Source organism: Bacillus altitudinis (genome assembly GCF_001191605.1).
Lineage (GTDB): Bacteria > Bacillota > Bacilli > Bacillales > Bacillaceae > Bacillus > Bacillus altitudinis.
This window is the reverse complement of record NZ_CP009108.1, coordinates 2,743,706-2,762,715: the sequence shown is the minus strand read 5'-3', so window position 1 is coordinate 2,762,715 and position 19,010 is coordinate 2,743,706. Positions and strand designations below refer to the sequence as shown.

The 19,010-nt window shown below is 41.4% G+C and carries 16 protein-coding genes and 3 pseudogenes; 14 read left to right on the top strand and 5 right to left on the bottom strand.

Annotated elements, in window-relative coordinates; all coding sequences use genetic code 11:
- Window positions 1-7 precede the first annotated feature (7 nt).
- On the top strand, window positions 8-1,942 hold the full coding sequence (locus ID12_RS13875; RefSeq protein ID WP_025207457.1) for an AMP-binding protein: 1,935 nt from the start codon (window positions 8-10) through the stop codon (window positions 1,940-1,942).
- A gap of 27 nt (window positions 1,943-1,969) precedes the next feature.
- Here ID12_RS13875 and cysI read toward each other — a convergent pair.
- Window positions 1,970-3,690, bottom strand: a pseudogene (cysI, locus tag ID12_RS13870) (assimilatory sulfite reductase (NADPH) hemoprotein subunit).
- A 33-nt stretch (window positions 3,691-3,723) separates the two neighbouring features.
- Entirely contained in the window at window positions 3,724-5,535 is a 1,812-nt protein-coding gene (locus ID12_RS13865) for an assimilatory sulfite reductase (NADPH) flavoprotein subunit (RefSeq protein WP_025207456.1), read from the bottom strand.
- Window positions 5,536-5,715: 180 nt separating this feature from the next.
- Here ID12_RS13865 and ID12_RS13860 point away from each other — a divergent pair, with 180 nt between their 5' ends.
- Window positions 5,716-5,961, top strand: coding sequence for a hypothetical protein (locus ID12_RS13860; protein WP_025207455.1), 246 nt, complete (start codon window positions 5,716-5,718; stop codon window positions 5,959-5,961).
- Between the two features lie 218 nt (window positions 5,962-6,179).
- Entirely contained in the window at window positions 6,180-6,389 is a 210-nt protein-coding gene (locus ID12_RS13855; protein WP_025207454.1) for a hypothetical protein, read from the top strand.
- A 168-nt stretch (window positions 6,390-6,557) separates the two neighbouring features.
- Here ID12_RS13855 and ID12_RS13850 read toward each other — a convergent pair whose 3' ends face one another.
- Window positions 6,558-7,985: an aldehyde dehydrogenase family protein gene (locus tag ID12_RS13850; RefSeq protein WP_025207453.1), complete on the bottom strand. Its 1,428-nt coding sequence runs from the start codon at window positions 7,983-7,985 to the stop codon at window positions 6,558-6,560.
- 212 nt (window positions 7,986-8,197) lie between these two features.
- On the opposite strand from ID12_RS13850, the gene ID12_RS13845 reads away from it, so the two are divergent.
- Genes ID12_RS13845 through ID12_RS13835 form a run of 3 tightly spaced genes read left to right on the top strand, consistent with a single transcriptional unit; the run spans window position 8,198 to window position 9,830 of the window.
- Window positions 8,198-8,623, top strand: a complete 426-nt coding sequence (locus tag ID12_RS13845; RefSeq protein WP_008343684.1) for a DMT family transporter — start codon at window positions 8,198-8,200, stop codon at window positions 8,621-8,623.
- A gap of 13 nt (window positions 8,624-8,636) precedes the next feature.
- Entirely contained in the window at window positions 8,637-9,323 is a 687-nt protein-coding gene (locus ID12_RS13840; RefSeq protein ID WP_025207452.1) for a Crp/Fnr family transcriptional regulator, read from the top strand.
- A gap of 21 nt (window positions 9,324-9,344) precedes the next feature.
- Entirely contained in the window at window positions 9,345-9,830 is a 486-nt protein-coding gene (locus ID12_RS13835) for a DMT family transporter (protein ID WP_017359528.1), read from the top strand.
- 12 nt (window positions 9,831-9,842) lie between these two features.
- Here the strand turns inward: ID12_RS13835 and ID12_RS13830 are convergent, their stop codons facing one another.
- On the bottom strand, window positions 9,843-11,249 hold the full coding sequence (locus ID12_RS13830) for a phospholipase D-like domain-containing protein (protein WP_025207451.1): 1,407 nt from the start codon (window positions 11,247-11,249) through the stop codon (window positions 9,843-9,845).
- Window positions 11,250-11,409: 160 nt separating this feature from the next.
- Here ID12_RS13830 and ID12_RS13825 point away from each other — a divergent pair, with 160 nt between their 5' ends.
- From ID12_RS13825 to ID12_RS13805, 5 genes are all read left to right on the top strand, one after another.
- A complete protein-coding gene (locus ID12_RS13825; protein ID WP_007499235.1) occupies window positions 11,410-12,186 on the top strand; it encodes a MurR/RpiR family transcriptional regulator in 777 nt (258 codons plus the stop codon).
- Window positions 12,187-12,316: 130 nt separating this feature from the next.
- On the top strand, window positions 12,317-13,231 hold the full coding sequence (pfkB, locus tag ID12_RS13820) for a 1-phosphofructokinase (protein WP_025207450.1): 915 nt from the start codon (window positions 12,317-12,319) through the stop codon (window positions 13,229-13,231).
- Window positions 13,232-13,243: 12 nt separating this feature from the next.
- Window positions 13,244-14,659, top strand: coding sequence for a PTS fructose transporter subunit IIC (locus tag ID12_RS13815; RefSeq protein ID WP_025207449.1), 1,416 nt, complete (start codon window positions 13,244-13,246; stop codon window positions 14,657-14,659).
- 15 nt (window positions 14,660-14,674) lie between these two features.
- Window positions 14,675-15,133 (top strand): PTS sugar transporter subunit IIA, encoded by a 459-nt coding sequence (locus ID12_RS13810; protein ID WP_025207448.1) that lies wholly within the window; start codon window positions 14,675-14,677, stop codon window positions 15,131-15,133.
- Window positions 15,134-15,135: 2 nt separating this feature from the next.
- Window positions 15,136-16,005, top strand: a complete 870-nt coding sequence (locus ID12_RS13805) for a class II fructose-bisphosphate aldolase (protein ID WP_025207447.1) — start codon at window positions 15,136-15,138, stop codon at window positions 16,003-16,005.
- On the opposite strand, the pseudogene ID12_RS13800 reads toward ID12_RS13805, so the two are convergent.
- Window positions 15,999-17,565, bottom strand: a pseudogene (locus ID12_RS13800) (MDR family MFS transporter). The gene ID12_RS13805 and the pseudogene ID12_RS13800 overlap by 7 nt on opposite strands.
- A 170-nt stretch (window positions 17,566-17,735) precedes the next feature.
- Here ID12_RS13800 and ID12_RS13795 point away from each other — a divergent pair.
- From ID12_RS13795 to ID12_RS13785, 3 genes and pseudogenes are all read left to right on the top strand, one after another.
- Window positions 17,736-18,155, top strand: coding sequence for a MarR family winged helix-turn-helix transcriptional regulator (locus ID12_RS13795; protein ID WP_046344981.1), 420 nt, complete (start codon window positions 17,736-17,738; stop codon window positions 18,153-18,155).
- 35 nt (window positions 18,156-18,190) lie between these two features.
- Window positions 18,191-18,331, top strand: a pseudogene (locus ID12_RS19540) (DUF6262 family protein); the annotation flags it as partial.
- Between the two features lie 118 nt (window positions 18,332-18,449).
- Window positions 18,450-18,923: a GNAT family N-acetyltransferase gene (locus ID12_RS13785; RefSeq protein ID WP_025207444.1), complete on the top strand. Its 474-nt coding sequence runs from the start codon at window positions 18,450-18,452 to the stop codon at window positions 18,921-18,923.
- Window positions 18,924-19,010 lie beyond the last annotated feature (87 nt).

Here is a 19,010-nt window from a genome sequence, read left to right as displayed (position 1 = left end):
AGATCTCATGATCAACCTGAAACCAGAATGGATACCGGAAGAAAAGCAGAGCCAAAAAACACGTTTGCATCAGTGGATGAAATCTCTTGGTTTTTCTACGTATGACTCATTCTATCAAGCCAGTATTGATCGCACAGACTGGTTTTGGAGAGAAGCGGAGAAGGCGGTCGGCATTCAGTGGAAAAAACCATATGAAGCGGCATTAGGTCACTACTCATTGATGTGGCCGAAATGGTATCAGGGCGGCACACTAAACATTACCGAAACGGCTGTGGACAAATGGGCAGAAAAAGAAGAGACGAAGCATCAGCCCGCCATCATTTGGAGCAATGAAGCCGGTGAAGAAAAGAAATGGTCATTTCTCGAACTTCAAGAAAAAGTGAGCCGTCTTGCAGCTGGCTTTTTGAAAGAAGGACTTCAAAAAGGGGATGTAGCCATCATCTATATGCCAATGCTTCCAGAAACGGTCGCCGTCATGCTTGCCTTTGCAAAGATTGGTGTGATTTTCAGCCCAGTCTTCTCAGGCTATGGAAGCGAGCCACTCGCTGTACGCATTCGTGCGTCAGGCGCATCCATTGTCGTCACAGCGAATGAAATGATGCGGCGAGGGAAAACGATCAACATGCGGGAATGTGTGGCTGATGCCATCAACAAAACCGCAACTGTGCAAAAAGTGATTGTGCACACTTCCTCTCATACCGGATATCAGGACGATGTATTGCTAAATGATTTGTTAAAAGAACAGCCGATCACCGGCGCAACCTATGTCACAAATGAAGACCCGCTGATGATCTTGTATACGTCAGGCACAACCGGCACACCAAAGGGAGCCGTTCACACACACGCAGGCTTTCCGATAAAGGCAGCTTTTGATGCCGGGCTATGTATGGACGTGGCAAAAGGAGACCGACTGTTTTGGCTGACTGATATGGGCTGGATGATGGGGCCATTCCTCGTCTTTGGTGGCTTGATCAATGGCGCTACCATCGTTTTATATGACGGCGCTCCCGATTATCCAGATGAGCAGCAGCTCTGGTCATTCATCCACGAGAAGAAAGTCACTCATTTTGGACTTTCCCCTACATTTGTTCGTTCTGCGATGCAGCAAACGATTGATGGGGTCGAGTTACCGCATGTCAAAGCCATTATTTCTACTGGGGAGCCGTGGAATGAAGCTCCGTGGCAATGGTTATTTCACACCATTGGTCAAAAGAACATTCCCATCTTAAATTATTCAGGAGGAACCGAGGTTTCTGGTGGCATTGTAGGCAGTACGCTGCTTCGACCCATCAAACCGATTCTCTTTAATGCGGCGATCTTAGGAATGGCGGCAGATGTATACAATGAAGCCGGGCAAAGCGTGATGAATGAGGTAGGGGAGCTTGTGGTGAAAAAGCCATGGGTCGGCATGACATGTGGTTTTTGGAACGAACCGGAGCGTTATGAAGATACGTATTTCAAACGATTTGATGGTGTATGGACACACGGAGATTGGGTCATGCAAACAGAGGACGGAGAATTCCACATCACCGGCAGATCGGATGATGTCATTAATACAGCAGGGAAACGCATCGGGCCAGCTGAAATTGAATCCATCCTTACCTGGCATCCTGCCGTGCATGAAGCCGCTGTGATTGGGGTAAAGGATGAGGTGAAAGGGGAGGCGCTCGTCTGTTTCATCGTGACCAGTCCGCATGCTTTTGAAGAAGCAGCCCTTATCCAAGAGCTTTCAGCCCATGTTGGTTCACATGCTGGAAAAGCGCTCACACCAAAAGAAGTTCATCTCATTTCAGCTTTGCCGAAAACAAGGAATGGAAAAATTGTACGACGTTTACTTAAAGGGGCGTATGAAGAGAAGCCTTCACCCGATCTATCTTCATTAGACAATCCAGATGTATATAAGAGTCTGACCGAATACTTAAATAAGAAACAGAACAAATAAAAAAGACAGGATAATTCCTGTCTCTTTTTATTGCACATGAAAATTCGTTCCATCTGTTGTCTCTTTCACAATCCCTGCACGAATGACATAATCGCCGAAATGTTCATTTTTCTTCTCGTTCTTTTGCATAGCGGGGGAGAATAGAGCCAAGTTCTTTTAGAATGTCTTCCTCACCCACATTTTCACGGTATAATTTACTTAATCTGCTGCCATCAAATGCGGCACCAAAGATACATATTATACTTACCAGGTGATTTTCCGATAAATCCAATCTCTCCAAGCGCATGACGAGCACAACCATTTGGACAACCAGTCATTCGAATGGTGATTTCTTTATCACTTAATCCGTTTTCTTCAACGATGTCTTCGATTTTATCAATCAATCGAGGAAGGTAGCGCTCTGCTTCAGCCATCGCTAAGCCGCAAGTTGGCAAAGACACACAAGCCATTGAGCTGCGCCGCAGGGCGGAGTGCTGCTGGCCGTCTGATAAACCAAACTTTTGAATCAGCTGTTCGATTTGTTTCTTTTTATGAGTTGTCACATTCCCAATGATTAAATTCTGATTGGCGGTTAAACGGAAGTCACCTGTATGAACTTTGGCGATTTCGCGGATGCCTGTCATCAGCGGATAATCATCATAATCTGTGATGCGTCCGCCTTCTACAAACAGCGTATAATGCCATCTGCCGTTAATGCCTTTTACCCAGCCATAACGGTCACCGTTATGATCAAAGTGATAATCCTTTGCCTCTAAAAGAGTAAACCCAAGACGGCGCTCAAGTTCTTCTTTTACATTCTCAAGACCAAGGCGGTCCACCGTATATTTAAAGCGGGCATTTTTTCGCACGGAACGGTTTCCGTAGTCACGTTGAATGGTGATGACTTGTTTGGCAATTTCTACGACTTGTTCAGGTGTACAAAAGCCGATGACCTTTGCAAGCTGCGGATAAGTCGCTGTATCACCATGCGTCATCCCCATTCCGCCGCCAATTGCGACATTAAAGCCGACCAGTTGATCGTTTTCTATAATGGCAATGAAGCCTAGATCCTGCGAAAAGACATCAATGTCATTAGCAGGAGGGACCGCCACACCAATTTTGAATTTCCTTGGCAAATAAAGCGGACCATACATCGGTTCAACTTCCTTATCTGGCGTTGCCGCAACCTTTTCCTCATCAAGCCAAATTTCGTGATAAGCTCTTGTTTGCGGGAGCAGGTCATCACTTAATTTTTTCGCCAGCTCGTATACATCATGGTGCACTTCTGATTGATAGGGGTTTGAAGTACACATGACATTCCGGTTCACGTCGCCGCAAGCAGCAATTGTATCAAGCATAGTAGAATGAATGTCTTGAATGGTCTTTTTCATATTCCATTTTAAAATACCGTGAAGCTGAAAGGTTTCACGAGTAGTCAGCTTTAACGTACCGTTTCCATATTTGTGAGCAAGCTCATCCATCACAAGCCACTGATTAGATGTGGCGATTCCGCCAGGCAGACGGACACGCAGCATAAATTGATAGGCAGGCTCAAGCTTTTGTTTTTGCCGTTCATTTCTCAGATCACGATCGTCTTGTAAGTAGCTGCCGTGATGCTTCATCAGACGGTTGTCATCATCCGGAATTCCCGCTGAAATCGGATCAAGCATCACTTCTTTTAACGTACCCCGTAAATAATCACTTTTTTCTTTGATTTCCTCTACGTCGCTCGGAGGTCCATCCGGCGCTGTTAATGCTGTCTTCACCATGTAAGTAAAAGCTCCTTTCTTTCAAGCATCAAATCAATAAACGTCACGCTGATAGCGTTTTTGCTGCTGTAAGTTGGCAAGATAGCTTTCTGCTTTTTCTTTGCTCATCGCACCTTCTTCTTGAATGATGGATAGAAGGGTATTGTGAACATCATGCGCCATATGCTTTTCATCTCCGCAAATATACACGTAAGCACCTTGCTCAAGCCATTCAAATAATTCTTTGCTTTGTTTCTTCATTTGGTGCTGGACATATACTTTTTCCTCAGTATCTCTTGAAAAAGCCACGTCCATTTTCGTTAAGACGCCATCCTTTAACCACTTTTGCCATTCTGTTTGGTATAAGAAATCCGTCACAAAATGCTGATCACCGAAGAATAACCATGATTTTCCGTTTGCACCCATTTCCTCACGCTCCTGCATAAATGAACGGAAAGGGGCGATGCCTGTGCCTGGTCCTACCATAATGATCGGTGCATCTGGATCTTGAGGAAGCTTAAAGTTTTGGTTGTGCTGAATATAAACAGGTAACGTATCACCTGGCTGCAGGCGCTCTGCACATAGAATCGAACAAACACCTTGGCGTTCTCTGCCGTGCGCATCATATCTGACAGCCCCTATCGTCAAATGAACCTCTTCGTCATTTGCTTTGAGACTGCTTGCAATGGAATAAAGGCGTGCAGGGATTTTTCTTAAAATGGACGTGAAATCTGCGGCGGTTCCTTCAAAAGGACCGAAATCACGAGCCGCATCTACTAGGTCCCGGCCTGCGATATATTCTTTCAGTTTTTCTTCGTTTCCTTCTTCTAAAAGGGCATGTAAGGATTCGCTTTTTGTCAGTTCAGCGATCTTTTGAAGAAGTGGTTTTGTTAAAACCGTGATCTCAAAATGCGAGGTGAGTGCTTCTTTTAAAGGAAGAGTGTCTCCATTTTTATGAACGGTGACGGATTCTTCTTCATTCCACCCGCATGTTTGAATCAGTTCGTCGACAAGCGCAGGATCATTTGTCGGGTAAATGCCAAGGCTATCACCTGGCTCATACACGAGGCCTGAACCTTCAAGCGAAAGCTCTAAGTGACGTGTTTCTTTATTAGATCCACGCCCATTTAAGTTGATATTTTCAAGAACTTCAGCATAAAAAGGATTCGTTCTTGAATATTCAGAAACGGCTTGATTGTTGGCTCCCGCTGATTCTTGCGGCAGTGATACAGCTTCACCTTCACTCAAAGAAGAGGCAACACCTTGAAGCCATTCTGAAAATGGCTCATCATAATCAAGGTCACAATCCACTCGGTCAAACAGGCGTGTACCGCCAAGCTCTTCAAATCGTTCGTCAAATTCTTTTCCTGTCTGACAGAAGAATTCGTATGAGCTGTCACCTAATGAAAGGACAGAAAAGCTTAAATGATCGAGCTTTGGCGCACGTCTGCCGTGAACATATTCATGGAACGAAAGGGCATTATCCGGCGGATCTCCTTCGCCATGTGTGCTGACAATGACCAGTAAATTATTTATTTTTTTCAGATTATTCGGTTTAAAATCGGACATAGAAGAGAGCGTCACTTGAAAGCCTTTCTCTTCAAGATGCTGGGCTGTCTTTTTTGCTAACCCTTCGGAATTGCCTGTTTGCGACCCATAAAGCACGGTCACATCTTTGCTCACAGGCTGTACAGCTGCTGCGGCAGAAGGCGCCGGAGTGACAGTTTCTGAGCCGGCAAGCGCTGCCTGCGCTGATAAATAACCAGTAAGCCAAATTTTTTGCTGTTCTGTTAAAGTCGGAAGCAGCTGATTGAGTAACTCTGCCTGCTCCTGGCTAAACGGACTGTTCAATACATGAAGTTGCAACAATATCCACCTCACAAGGAATATAAACATAGATTAATTCGATAGGAATTATATATATAGGTTCAATTTGAACTTTACCGAAAGTTTGCCATTAAGTAAAATATATAATATTGATTGTCATGATTAAGATTTCTAATAGCTGTGCATGGTGAAATGAATATGTTTAGTCAAGGAGGTAATATGAGTATTATTAGAGATTTAGAAGATCCAAAAGTTAAGTTTAAATTAGCAAAGAATGTGTCAATCCATAGAAAGGAATTAGAAAAATTAAATCTGAGTCAAGTTTCTGATTTGCGAATTTATGCGAAAGATAAATACGAAAGAGCTGCCAACTTTTCTACAAAAGCTTCAATTATTACAATAACAATTGTGCCAATATTTTTATTTTTGAACTCTTACTTTAATTCATATTTAACTTTGGGTTAAATTTTATTTCTAGAAAATACAATTCTAACGATCCGAAATTACTTGATAGCTCACATGAGCAGCAGAATGATTTTGATAAACTTTCATTCAGTATATTTGATACTTATTTATATTTTGCTTCAAGTATTTTAATAATTGTTTTTATTGTTCTTCTCATTAGAAGATTTGATGTTTCCAAAACAAATAAACTTTTCAATTTAATTGATGAAATATATTTAATGAAATTAAAACGAGAGGAAAAATTCCAAGAGGATTATAAACAATTGCAAAAGATAAGAGCTGTGAATTGGAGAACAATCTCTTTTGGTTATTATTCTGATCGTTTAGAGATTTTGATGAAATCTCCAAATCTAAAAGAAGCTGAATTTTTTATGTTCTATGAATTAGATCATATTAAAGAAGTTGAAGTAATTTTGGGAATTAGTTAAAAATTAAATTCTCGATTATTCATCAAATAATACTCTTCTTTTTGATAAGTATTATCATTATAGATAAGAATAAATAGGAGAGTATGAGATGTTCTTAAAATTCGAACTGGGTTCTTATTGTTAAATAAAGAAAGGAGAAAAACCTTAAGGTTTTTCTCCTTTCTTTATTTACGCCGTTGGAAGTCCCATCACAGCTTTCACTTCTAAATATTCTTCGATACCGAAGTCTCCCCATTCTCTTCCGATACCAGACTGCTTAAAACCGCCAAATGGGGCAAAGTAATCTGTTTCAGCATTGTTAATGGTGATTTGACCGGCACGAATATGTTCAGCGACAAATTTTAATGTTTTTTCATCTTGACCAACAACATACCCGGCAAGACCATACACTGTATCGTTGGCGATCTCAAGGGCATGATCGAGGTCTTGATACGTGATCACACTCATGACTGGCCCAAAGATTTCTTCTTGCGCAATGGTCATATCATTTTTCACATTGGTGAAAATGGTATGCTTGGCGAAATATCCTTTATCGATTCCGTCTGGCTTTCCAGTTCCCCCAGCAAGAAGGGTAGCACCTTCTTCGATTCCTTTTTCAATATAAGATTGCACCGTATCCCACTGCTTTTTAGAAACAAGCGGGCCAGTAGCGTGATCTTCTCTCGGATCACCAACTGTAAACTTCGGCAGGGCGTTCAGCAGCGCTTTTTCAAACTTGTCTTTCATTGATTCTGGAATCAGCACACGTGTAGCTGCAGAACACACTTGACCTGTATTCATCGCAATATGATGAATGGCTGTTTCTGCTGCTTCGTCCACATCTGCATCGTCTAAGACGATAAGAGGGGATTTTCCGCCAAGCTCAAGTGCTACTTTCTTCACATTGTCCGCTGCATTTTCCATAATTTTAGAGCCGACGGCACCTGATCCTGTAAATGAAACGAAGTCAATATCAGGATGTGAGCTAATGCCGTCACCAATCACGTCACCCGTTCCGTTTACTAAGTTGAAGACTCCTTTCGGTACACCTGCTTCATCAATAATTTCTGCAAGAATCATCGCAGCAAAAGGGGTAATTTCCGCTGGCTTTAAGACAACTGGTGAACCTGCCGCAATGGCACCCGCAATTTTAAGAGATGTCTGATTCGTCGGGAAGTTCCACGGTGTAATCAATCCGCTGACACCAATCGCCTCTTTTATAATCGTATGTCCACCGCGGTCTTCGGTAAATGTATAAGATTTCAGTGCTTCTGCTGCTTTAGAAAAATGTTCATAACCCATTTTGTAATGAACTTCTTCGGACACTTTCAATGGTGCACCAAGTTCTTGTGTCATCACTTCTACAAGCTCATCCTTACGTTTTTCGTACCCGCGCACAATGTTTTCCAGCATTTCTACTCGTTCATTTCGAGATGTTTTTGAGAAAGAAGGGAAGGCAGCTCGAGCTGCTTTGACAGCTTGATCTAAATCTTCTTTCGTTCCTAAACTAATGGTGCCAATGACTTCCTCTGTCGCAGGGTTAATGACCTCCGTCGTTTCGTTTCCTGTTGATGCGACCCATTCTCCATTAATAAAGTGTTTCTCTTGATTTCTCATTCTGACATGTCTCCTTTTTATATGTGATGCAATCCAATATTCTGTTTTCAGCTGATATAAAACTGTACCCACTGTGAAAAATCTAAAACGGAGAAACTGTAAAAGGGAAAGTTTCTGATATAATACGCAAAGTGGGACATATGTCCTTTTCAACATGAGGGCATCTATCATTTAATGGAACTAGACTGAAAAAAGAAGGAGCTTTTGAACGAATGAAAGGTGTTATTTTCGCATTATTAGGAGGCGCTTGTATTACACTGCAAGGCGTAGCCAACGCCAGAATTAGTCAAGATATCGGGACGTGGCAGGCAGCAACGATCACGCAGCTGACAGGGTTTATCATCTCTCTCGTCATTTTACTCATCGTACGGGATGGCCACTTTAAGGAATACAAAAAAGTGCAGCCTCTTTATTTAATTGGAGGTGCATTTGCAGCCATTATTATCTTTAATGAGGTCACTGCCATTCAAATCATTGGGGTGACACTCACCATCGCTGCTTTACTTATCGCACAGCTTGCGTTTACCTTTGCCATCGATGCAAAAGGATGGTTTGGTGTTCAGAAGAAAAAAATGAAATGGCCCCATTATGCAGGCATCTTTTTAATGATTGCAGGCGTCATCATCTTAAAACTATAAAGGAGGGCATCAGATGGAGGAGCTGCATGATGAATCTCTTTTTTCCTCTTATATGAAGATGCATCAGTTACAGAATGTCTTTCATCAAAAACTCATCTCACATGTGAGCTTGTGGCGTTATCAGCAAGGTGAGCTGATTTGTTCAAAAGGGGATAAAAGGGAGTATATGTACTTGCTGGTGAAAGGAAAATTAAAGATTTTCACCACCACAAAGGAAGGAAAAACGTTTATTCTTTGCTTTAAAAACCCTCTTGAAGCGATTGGAGATATTGAATACGTTCAGCAGACAGATATGGTCAATACAGTTGAAGCCGTTACAGAAGTACATATGCTCAGGATTTCTCATCAAGCCCTCATGCGGCATGCAAAGGACGATCCACGAGTTTTAGCCTTTTTGCTCAAGGGCATCACAAACAAATTTTATACAAAATCAAATGATTTAAGCTTCCACCTTTTATACCCTGTAGAGGTCAGGCTTGCAAGCTATTTATTGTCTGTTTTAACAGGTGATGATGACGCGCACGCACGCACGCTTCGCCTCACGGATGCAGCGAGCTTAATTGGAACAAGCTACCGCCATATTAATCGGGTCATTCAGCAGTTCCAAGAAAAAGGGCTGATTGAAAGGCGAAGAGGAAAGATTACGATTTGTGATCAAAAAGGGCTTTTAGAAATAGCAGAACACAACATTTATGAATAGAAGAAACGAAGGGACTTATATATGATCATAGGAATAATATTAGCTGTCACTGCTGGGGCACTTGTCAGCTTACAAACCATTTTTAATAGTAAAGTCAATGAGCATACAGGCTCTTGGTCAACAACGACGCTAGTTCTAGGAATGGGCTTTATCGCTTCACTTTTGATGGGTCTTTTGTTAGAAGGAACCGGCATGTTTCAATTAAGGCATATGGAAGCCTGGTACTGGATAAGCGGAGCCATCGGGGTAGGCGTTGTCATCTGTCTTGTTCAGAGCATCAAACGTCTCGGTCCCACTTATGGAATCTCGATTGTTCTCACCTCCCAGCTAGGTTGTGCGCTTCTATTTGATTCGCTTGGCTGGCTTGGGTTAGAAAAAGTAACATTTTCTTTTACAAAATTATTAGGTGTACTTGTCATTGTGGCAGGAATCCTCGTATTTAAGTTAACCAAGTTTGAACCAGTAGAAGAGGAGCAGTCAAAAGAAAAAGGGCTGCCACAAAAGTAGCTGCCCTTTTATTTAAATCAACCGCCGCCATAAAACCGTTATGGTAGATAAACCAGTTAAAAGGAGCCTTTTCATGAAAGGCTTTTTTTTCTGTCCATAGTCGCTTGCTTTATATTCTGTTCGATCTTTCGCTACGAGAACACTATAAGCGATTTTTCGTTCGATTGCTTCCGTAAGAGATAACGCAAATGGTGCACTATCAATCACCAAAATCGATTCAGTATTTAAAAAGCTGGATCTTGCATCTAGATTATATGTTCCAATAATACTTAAGTTATCATCAATGACCATTGATTTCGCGTGAATTGAATACGGCCCTTGATATTCATACAAATGAACACCCGTTTTCATGAGTTCCTTTTTCGTGCTTAAATATCCTGCAAATGCTAAAGGGTTTGGTGTCGCTGTAAGAGAATTTGTCACGACCGTCGTTTGAATATCACTTGGTAATGGCGTGAGTCCGTCTTTCATTGGCCGTGTCGGTATGACATAAGGCGTCTGGATCAGAACCGAACGCTTTGACCGCTGTGCGAGATCGTTTAACTTTTTCAAGACGAGCGGACGTTTATTTAAGCGTTCCACTGGATTTGTGAAAAATGCAATCTGCTTTGCACGAATGGCGTCTTTTGCCCAATCATATGTGGACGTGACAAAGGGTTCTTTTGTACGAATGGCTTCCTGATAAGATCGAAGTAGCTGTTTTCTTAGCTTTTTTCCTTTTTTCGCTTTTGCCTTGGAAAATACATCTTTTGTTCTTTTCGTAAAATCATGATTCCACAAATAAACGAAATACTGCTCCATTTCATCTAATACTTTTCCTTTTTTGGCGTTGTACAGCAGCACATCTCGGTCATACGCAAAGTCTTTCGGCGGCTGATCTGCAAAGTATTTATCACCAATATTTCTGCCACCCATGACAGCGACCCTGCCATCTGCCAAAAGAAGCTTATCGTGAAGGCGGTTATGCCACGTCCATGGCTTGAACAAACGAAAAGGCTCATAAAAACGAATGGCCATATTCGGGTGATTCGCCACAGCATAACGCAAATGCTTCAGCGGTCCACGCAGGCTATGGCAAATGCCATCTAACAACAGCTGAACTTTTACTCCTCGATCAGCCGCTTCAATTAAAGCACCAAGCACCCATTCGGCGGTTTTTCCTTTTTGAATGGAATAATAACTCAAACGAATGTTCTTTTTAGCCTCTCGAATCATTTGAACTCTCACTTGACCTGATTCAAACCCGTCATCAAGCAGCATGACTTGATTTATGCCTTGGTCGTCTCCTGAGATGGAAGAAGCTTTATAGATGCAATGTTCTTTACATGTTTTTTGAAACGGTAAATAAAACAAGACAAATGCGGTCAAAAATACATACACCACATATAAAAAGATCAGAAAAAACAAGAATTGAAGCACAGTGATCAACTCCTTTCACACAAACCGTTCTTTTTCTTAGCTTATGTTAAAAACAAAATTTCACTCATCCAGCTTTCTAATAAAAAATACAGGATAAAAGAATCATCTTGTTTTCATAGGGCATTTAATTATAGTATGAAATGAGTAAGGGGGAATCGCATTGAATGAACCATTATTTAATATACCAAGTGATGTGTATCAAACGTTAAGTGAAACAGAACGTTATTTACTGCATTATATTCACCAGCATTTAGAGGATATCTCCACCTTATCCATCGTCACATTAAGTGAAAGAGCCAACGTGTCGACGGCGACCATTGTCAGACTGATGAAGAAAATCGGATACAACGGCTATACATCCTTTAAATATCGATTGAAACAAGAAAAGAAAATGACAGATGATAGTGATCAACTAAAAAATATTGACGAAGACATCAAACTAGCCATTCGAAAAAATGAAGAAGAGGTCTTAAAGACGATTCAACTGCAAAGTATTGGGCAAATTGAGGATGCAGTTCAAAAAATCCACGATGCGGACAAAATTTATATTTTTGGCAGAGGCTTTTCAGAGATGATCGCCAAAGAGATGACCATCAAATTGCAGCTCATCGGGAAAACATGTGAAGTTCATGACGACCCGAATATCATTCGGCTCAAATCGCGTGACATTGATAAAAACGAACTTGCCATCTTTGTTTCATTAAATGGAGAAACGTCTGAACTAGTAGAAGCCTGCCAAAACCTCAGTATGAAGCAGGTCACGACCATTACGGTCACAACGAGAATTGATTCTACATTAAGTAAAATATCAGATATGACACTCGTCGGATATAAAGGGGAACAATCATTCTTCCCAGATTATGAAGTCAGGTCCCGCCTGTCGCTTCATGTCATTGCCCGCATTTTACTAGACGCCTATGTGATTCGGATGAAATAAACACTCAAAAAGCCTTCCACACTTTATGATGGGAGGCTTTTTACCGTGAAAACCTTTACACAATCTGAAAACATTTTCACTGAATCGTATGAGATACTTTCTTTAGAGAAAAGAAAGAAGGTGAAACCAATTGATTTATACCTGCACCTTAAATCCTGCTATTGACCTATATATTGCATTAAAAGAAATGCGGGCAGATACAGTCAACCGTACGGAAGATGAAGATTATCAGCCGAATGGAAAAGGTGTTAATGTCTCCATTATGCTAAAGAAATATGGCTTCACCAGCACTGCATTAGGATTTATTGCTGGGTTTTCAGGTTCATATATTGAACAATCGTTAAAAGATCTTTCCATTCAAACCGATTTTATCCCAGTGGATGGGATTACACGCATTAATGTATTTATTAACACAACGGAAGAATACAAGCTTGTGAATCAAGGACCCGCTATTGAGGCAAAAGCGCTTGATGCCTTTCGCGAAAAAATCTCGACCATTCCAAAAGGCAGCATCTTCATTATGTCAGGCAGTCTGCCTAAAGGCGTTCCTGCTAGCATTTTCTCAGAGATAGCCGCTATTTGTCATCAAAACAACGTGAAATTTATTTTAGACACAAGCTCTAAAGCGGTTTTAGAGACTCTTCAGTACAAACCATATTTACTAAAACCAAATGAAGAAGAGATTGCCGCATTTTTTGGAAAAACCCACCGTTTATCAGAAACAGAACTCGTTGAATCAGGACGAAAGCTGATCGAGATGGGTGCAGAGCAAGTACTCATTTCCCGAGGAGGAGAAGGTGCACTATTCCTTACAAATGAAGCCGTATTAAAAGGAAATGCACCAATAGGAACGGTCGTAAACACGGCTTGTTCTGGTGATGCCATGCTCGCTGCATTCCTAAGTAAACAGCTGGAAGGACAACCTCATGAAGAATGCTTACGCTACGGCATTGCAACAGGGGCATCTACCGCCTTTTCAAAAGGGTTAAGTGATTTACATGACATTGATTCATTAATTGAGCAAATACACATTCAGAACATATAAGGGGGAGTTCACATGAGCCGCAAGAAAATTGTCGCTGCCACTGGCTGTCCAACAGGCATTGCGCATACATTTATGGCAGCTGAGGCATTAAAAATCGCAGCTGAGCAATTAGGGGTCGACATCAAAGTTGAAACGCATGGTCAAGTAGGAATTGAAAACGCTTTAACGGATCAAGACATTTTGGAAGCAGATGGCGTTATTGTTGCAGCGGACAAAGATGTGAATACAGATCGTTTTCACGGCAAACCACTGATTGAAGTGCCTGTAGCAAAGGGTATCCGCACACCAAATGAACTGATTCAAGGCATTATCAATGGAGAAGCCCCCGTTCATCAAGTGAAAGGAAGAGCTTCTGGAACAGAAAAACCATCTGCGCCTTCATCCGCTCAACAAAAGTCAGCGAATAAGTGGATACACACCATCTATAAGCATTTAATGAACGGTGTATCACACATGCTTCCATTTGTTGTTGGGGGCGGTGTCTTAATCGCTTTATCTTTTCTATTCGGTATTTACTCAGCTGATCCTCAGCATGAAACGTATCATCCGTTTGCTGCCTACTTGAAAAACATTGGCGGACTCGGCTTTAGCTTAATGGTACCTATTTTAGCAGCATTTATCGCTGATTCAATCGCCAAACGCCCAGGGATGGTTGTCGGATTTATCGGTGGCTTGCTTGCAAACGATGGAGGCGCTGGATTCTTAGGTGGTATTATCGCAGGTTTTGCAGCAGGGTATATCATCGTACTTCTTCAATTCCTGCTTCAAAAATTACCAGCATCACTTGACGGATTAAAATCAATTTTCATCTATCCTGTCATTGGTATTTTCTTAATTGGGGCTGTCATGACCCCGCTATTAGTTCCAATTACAGGGCTAAATCATTCATTAATGGATTTTCTCTCATCAGTTCAATCCACAAATCCATTGCTTTTAGGTTTAATTGTTGGAGCCATGTGTGGATTTGATATGGGAGGACCTTTTAACAAAGCAGCCTATGTCACAGGAACGGCTTTACTCGCAGAAGGTAACCTTTACTTCATGGCAGGGGTGTCAGCAGCATGTATCACACCGCCGCTTATCATTGCGATTGCCACAACGATTTTCCGAAAACATTTTACACCACAAGAACGAAATGCTGGGATGATCAACTATATTCTCGGAGCGACTCATATTACCGAAGGAGCCATTCCATTTGCAGCAAAAAACCCAGTCGTTGTCCTGCCAATTATCATGTTTGGTTCCGCCATCTCTGCTATATTGACGTATCTGTTTGGCGTACAGGTTCCAGCTCCGCATGGCGGATTCCTTGTCCTTCCAGTCGTCACAGGCGCATTCCAGTGGGTACTATCCATACTCATCGGCTCACTTGTAGGTGCGATTCTATACGGACTTTACCGCAAGAAAATAGACAAACCCGCAGTTTAATAGGGAGGAAGAGAAATGATGGAACATATTTATATGAATCTACATGAAACAGCTTCTTCACAGGCTGGCGTTTTCGCAGCCATAGCTGACATTGCCGCTGAAGCAGGGATTTCTACATCTCCTGAGGCAGTCAAAAAAGGACTAGCTGAAAGAGAAGCTCTGAGTACAACCGGCTTTCAAGATGGATTTGCCATTCCGCATACACAGTCAGACGCCATCACAAAACCGGCACTCGTCATCGTCCGTACAGAAACCGGAATCGAATGGGACGCTTTTGATGGAAAGCCTTGCTTTTTCTTCTTATCCTTACTCATTCCAAAAAGTGAAGCAGGAACTACTCACTTACAAGCACTTTCTGCTCTTTCACGCGGATTAATGGATGAAATGAAACGGCAAAAACTGCTCGAAACAAGAACAAATGAAGAAATGCTCGCTGTATTAAAAACAGATATTTTGACGAGAGAGGATGTTTGACCATGCCTTTACTTTCCACAACACCTATGCTTGAAGCAGCAAAAAAAGAAAAATACGGAATTGTCGCATTCAATGTACATTCCTTTGATAGTATTTACTGGGTACTCGAAACGGCAGCTGAATTAAAATCACCTGTCATTTTGCAAACAACGGTTGGCACGGTCCAATCGCTTGGCGCAAAAGCCATTGCAGATACAGTAAAGGCGGCAGCGGATCAATACCAAATCCCAATCGGCCTTCATCTCGATCATTGCACTGATTTTGATGTGATTCTTACTTGTATACGAGCAGGATATACATCTGTGATGATCGATGCTTCCATGCATTCATATGAAGAAAATGTACGCCGCACAAAAGAAGTGGTGGACCTTGCCTTAAAAGTAGGAGTGAATGTGGAAGCCGAGTTAGGCAAGGTAGGCGGGGTAGAAGATGATATTGTCGTGGATGAAAAAGATGCCCAAAAAGCCATTCCATCTGAATGCCGTCAATTTGTAGAAGAAACTAGTGTACCTACTTTAGCACCTGCGATCGGCACGGCCCACGGCATCTATAAAGGGGTGCCGGATATCGACTTTGACCGCATTGAACAAATTGCAGCGCTTGTCGATGTGCCACTTGTCCTTCATGGTGGTTCAGCTGTACCAGATGAGGATGTCAAAAGATGTGTCGCACTCGGTATGGCAAAGGTCAATGTGTCCACTGAACTAAAAAATGCATACTCTGAAGCGATTCGTGATCATTTCTCAAACGAACCTGAAAGCTTAGATCCGCGTATGTATTTACAAAAAGCAAAACAAGCAGCCAAAGACATGGTCACATCTAAAATAAAGATCGTTGGCAGTGAAGGAAAAGCCCAACTTTTATATCAATAAAATGAAAAAAGCAGAGCGATGCGGCTCTGCTTTTTTTCATTATTCGCTTTCTTTCATTTCATTTGATGTACGTACTCGTGCATTTCCCATAAATACGACCGTAATCGCCGCAAGTGCAATCGGGAATAAAGCAATCATAAATACATATGTAATACTTTGTGACATCGCATCAATCACTTTATTTAAAATATCAGGCGGAATTTGTGAGCGTGCCCCCTCTTGGAAAATGGCTTGTGGGTCACCAACTTGAGAAGAAGCTCCTTTCATTCCGCTAAAAGCATCTGCTAAACGATTTGTCAGGACATTGGTTTGTATCGTTCCAAAAATCGTCACACCTAAAGTCATCCCAAGTGATCTCATGAACGAATTGGTAGAATTAGCACTGCCGCGGTAGCGCGGAGAGAGATCATTCATTGAAGCAGATGGCAGAAGGGAGAAGCTAAATCCAACACCAAAACCTGAAATCATCATAAAGAGCGTAAGCCACAATCTTGCTGTATCTGGCGACATATTGGCAAGCAGTAGCATCCCAGCAAAAAATGAAATCACAGAGATAGTCATTAATCGTCTAAAAGGTACTTTCGTCTGCATCGTTCCACCAATCATACTGCCAATCACAGACCCAATCATCATCGGTGTTAAAATGAACCCGGCACTTGTTGCAGATTCACCGTACACCGCCTGGACGAAAATAGGAATAAAGACAGCTAGAATAATAAACGTCCCGCCATATAAAAACGCCAAAATTTGAGATGTCGCAAACAAACGATTTTTAAACATCCAAAATGAAATAATCGGTTCTTCGGCCTTTCGTTCAACAATGAAGAAGATGGTGCCGAAGACTACAAACACAGCAAATAGTGTCAAGATTTGAACAGAATCCCATGCATACGATTTACCGCCAAGCTCAAGGGCGAACATTAAACTGACAACCGCAACGACAAGTGTAATGGCACCTGACCAGTCAATTTTCTGCTTACGATGCTCGAGCGATTCTTGATAAAATTTGGCGATTAAGAACACACTGACGATACCAATTGGTACGTTAATATAAAACACCCAATGCCAGCCGATCGAATCCGTAATAATTGCTCCTAACAGCGGTCCTAATACACTGGATAGACCAAAAACTGCACCAAACATACCGGACATTTTCCCGCGTTTTTCTGGCGGGAAGATATCAAAGATAATCGTGAAAGCGATCGGAAGAAGAGCACCGCCTCCAAGTCCTTGAATCGCACGGTAAATAATGAGCTGATCCATTGTTTGTGCGATGCCGCACAGCGCAGATCCAATTAAAAAGAAAATAAGTCCAAACAGAAAAAAACGCTTTCGACCATACATATCTGAAAGCTTTCCATAAATCGGCATACCGGCCATCACTGCCACCATATAAGAAGCAGTCACCCAAGCAAATTTATCAAAACTGCCCAAATCGGCGACGATGCTTCCCATTGCTGTTGCGACAATGGTGTTGTCCATCGCTGCCATAAAAATCCCTAACAGCAACCCGACGACAACAAAGCGAGTGGATGCCTTGCCTTTATCCACGTGATTCATTTCATTTACCTCCTGCTTACGTTCTCTCATTATTTTTGCTATGATCAACTTAACCATAAAGTAAGAGAACATTTATCTTGATGATCAAGATAAATTGATTTTAAAGGGAGGAGAACAAGTTGTCAATAAAGAACGAGGCTGAAGACAGAGCAGCCCAGATCATACATACAATGAGGCGCCTCGCCACACGAACCGTTTTATTCCACCAAGCAGCCGCTCAATCGCTCGGCCTTTTTCCAACAGATCTCAAATCAGCAGATTTGTTAAACGAACTTGGACCACTCACAGCAGGTGAATTAAGTGAAAAAACCGGTCTTAGCTCAGGTGCGGTCACCGCTCTCATTGACCGGTTAGAAAAAGCAGGCTACGTCAAAAGGGAGAAGGACCCAAAAGACAAGCGAAGAGTCATCATTGTTCCATTAACGGCTGGGAAATCACAGGTGAAACAACTCTTTCTATCTTTATCGGCATCCACCAAAAAACTCACAAATGAATACAAGCCAGAAGAATTGGATTTAATCATTCAATTTATTTCAGAAGCAGCTGAAATCATGGATCAAGAGCTGCAATTGCTTAAGTCTAAATCGTAAGAAAGCACACTGATGCGTTAACTACACCGAAATAAGTAAAGCGAGAAATGACCGAAAACAACAAAGATGCTCTCATTGCATCTCTAAAAAGAAAAAACAAAAAGTTGGAAGAGGAAAATAGGCAATTAAGAGAGCAACTGAAAGTAGCATATGCAGATGTCTATAAAAATTTATAAGAGAGAATAACGTTCACCCTCCTTCAACTAACGGAGCAGTATAGCGCAAGAAGAAGTTGATGAAATAATGATAAGTATATTAGGATGCTTATCCTAAAAAGGGGAGGTATAACAGAAAGTGGAGATTATAAAGTTTAAGGAAACTGATACAAAAGAGATTATTTCATTGTTTTATGAAACAGTTCATTCCGTAAATTCAAAAGATTATTCCCAAGTACAATTGGATGCTTGGGCACCAAGAGATGAAAAAGAATCTAAAATGAATTCTTGGAAGGAATCATTGGAACAAAATATAACATTTGTTGCTAAAGTGAATGATAAAGTTGTTGGTTTTAGCGATTTAACGCATAACGGGTACTTAGATAGACTATTCGTTCATAAAGATTATCAAGGACAAGGTATAGCCACAGCTTTAGTTGATATGCTCGAATCTGAGGCAAAGAAACTAAATCTTTTAGAAATTGATACCGAAGCAAGTATTACAGCTAAGCCATTTTTTGAACATCTAGGTTACAAAATTGTTTGTTCACAAACTGTGGAAAAAAAGGGAGTTAAGTTGGCTAATTTTAAAATGCTAAAAAAAATAAAATAATCATTTTTTTGTTATGCTAACAGGTGCGTTAGTTTAAGAAGAAAGGGTATAACATATTCGTTATATAAAATATGTTATACCCTTTAA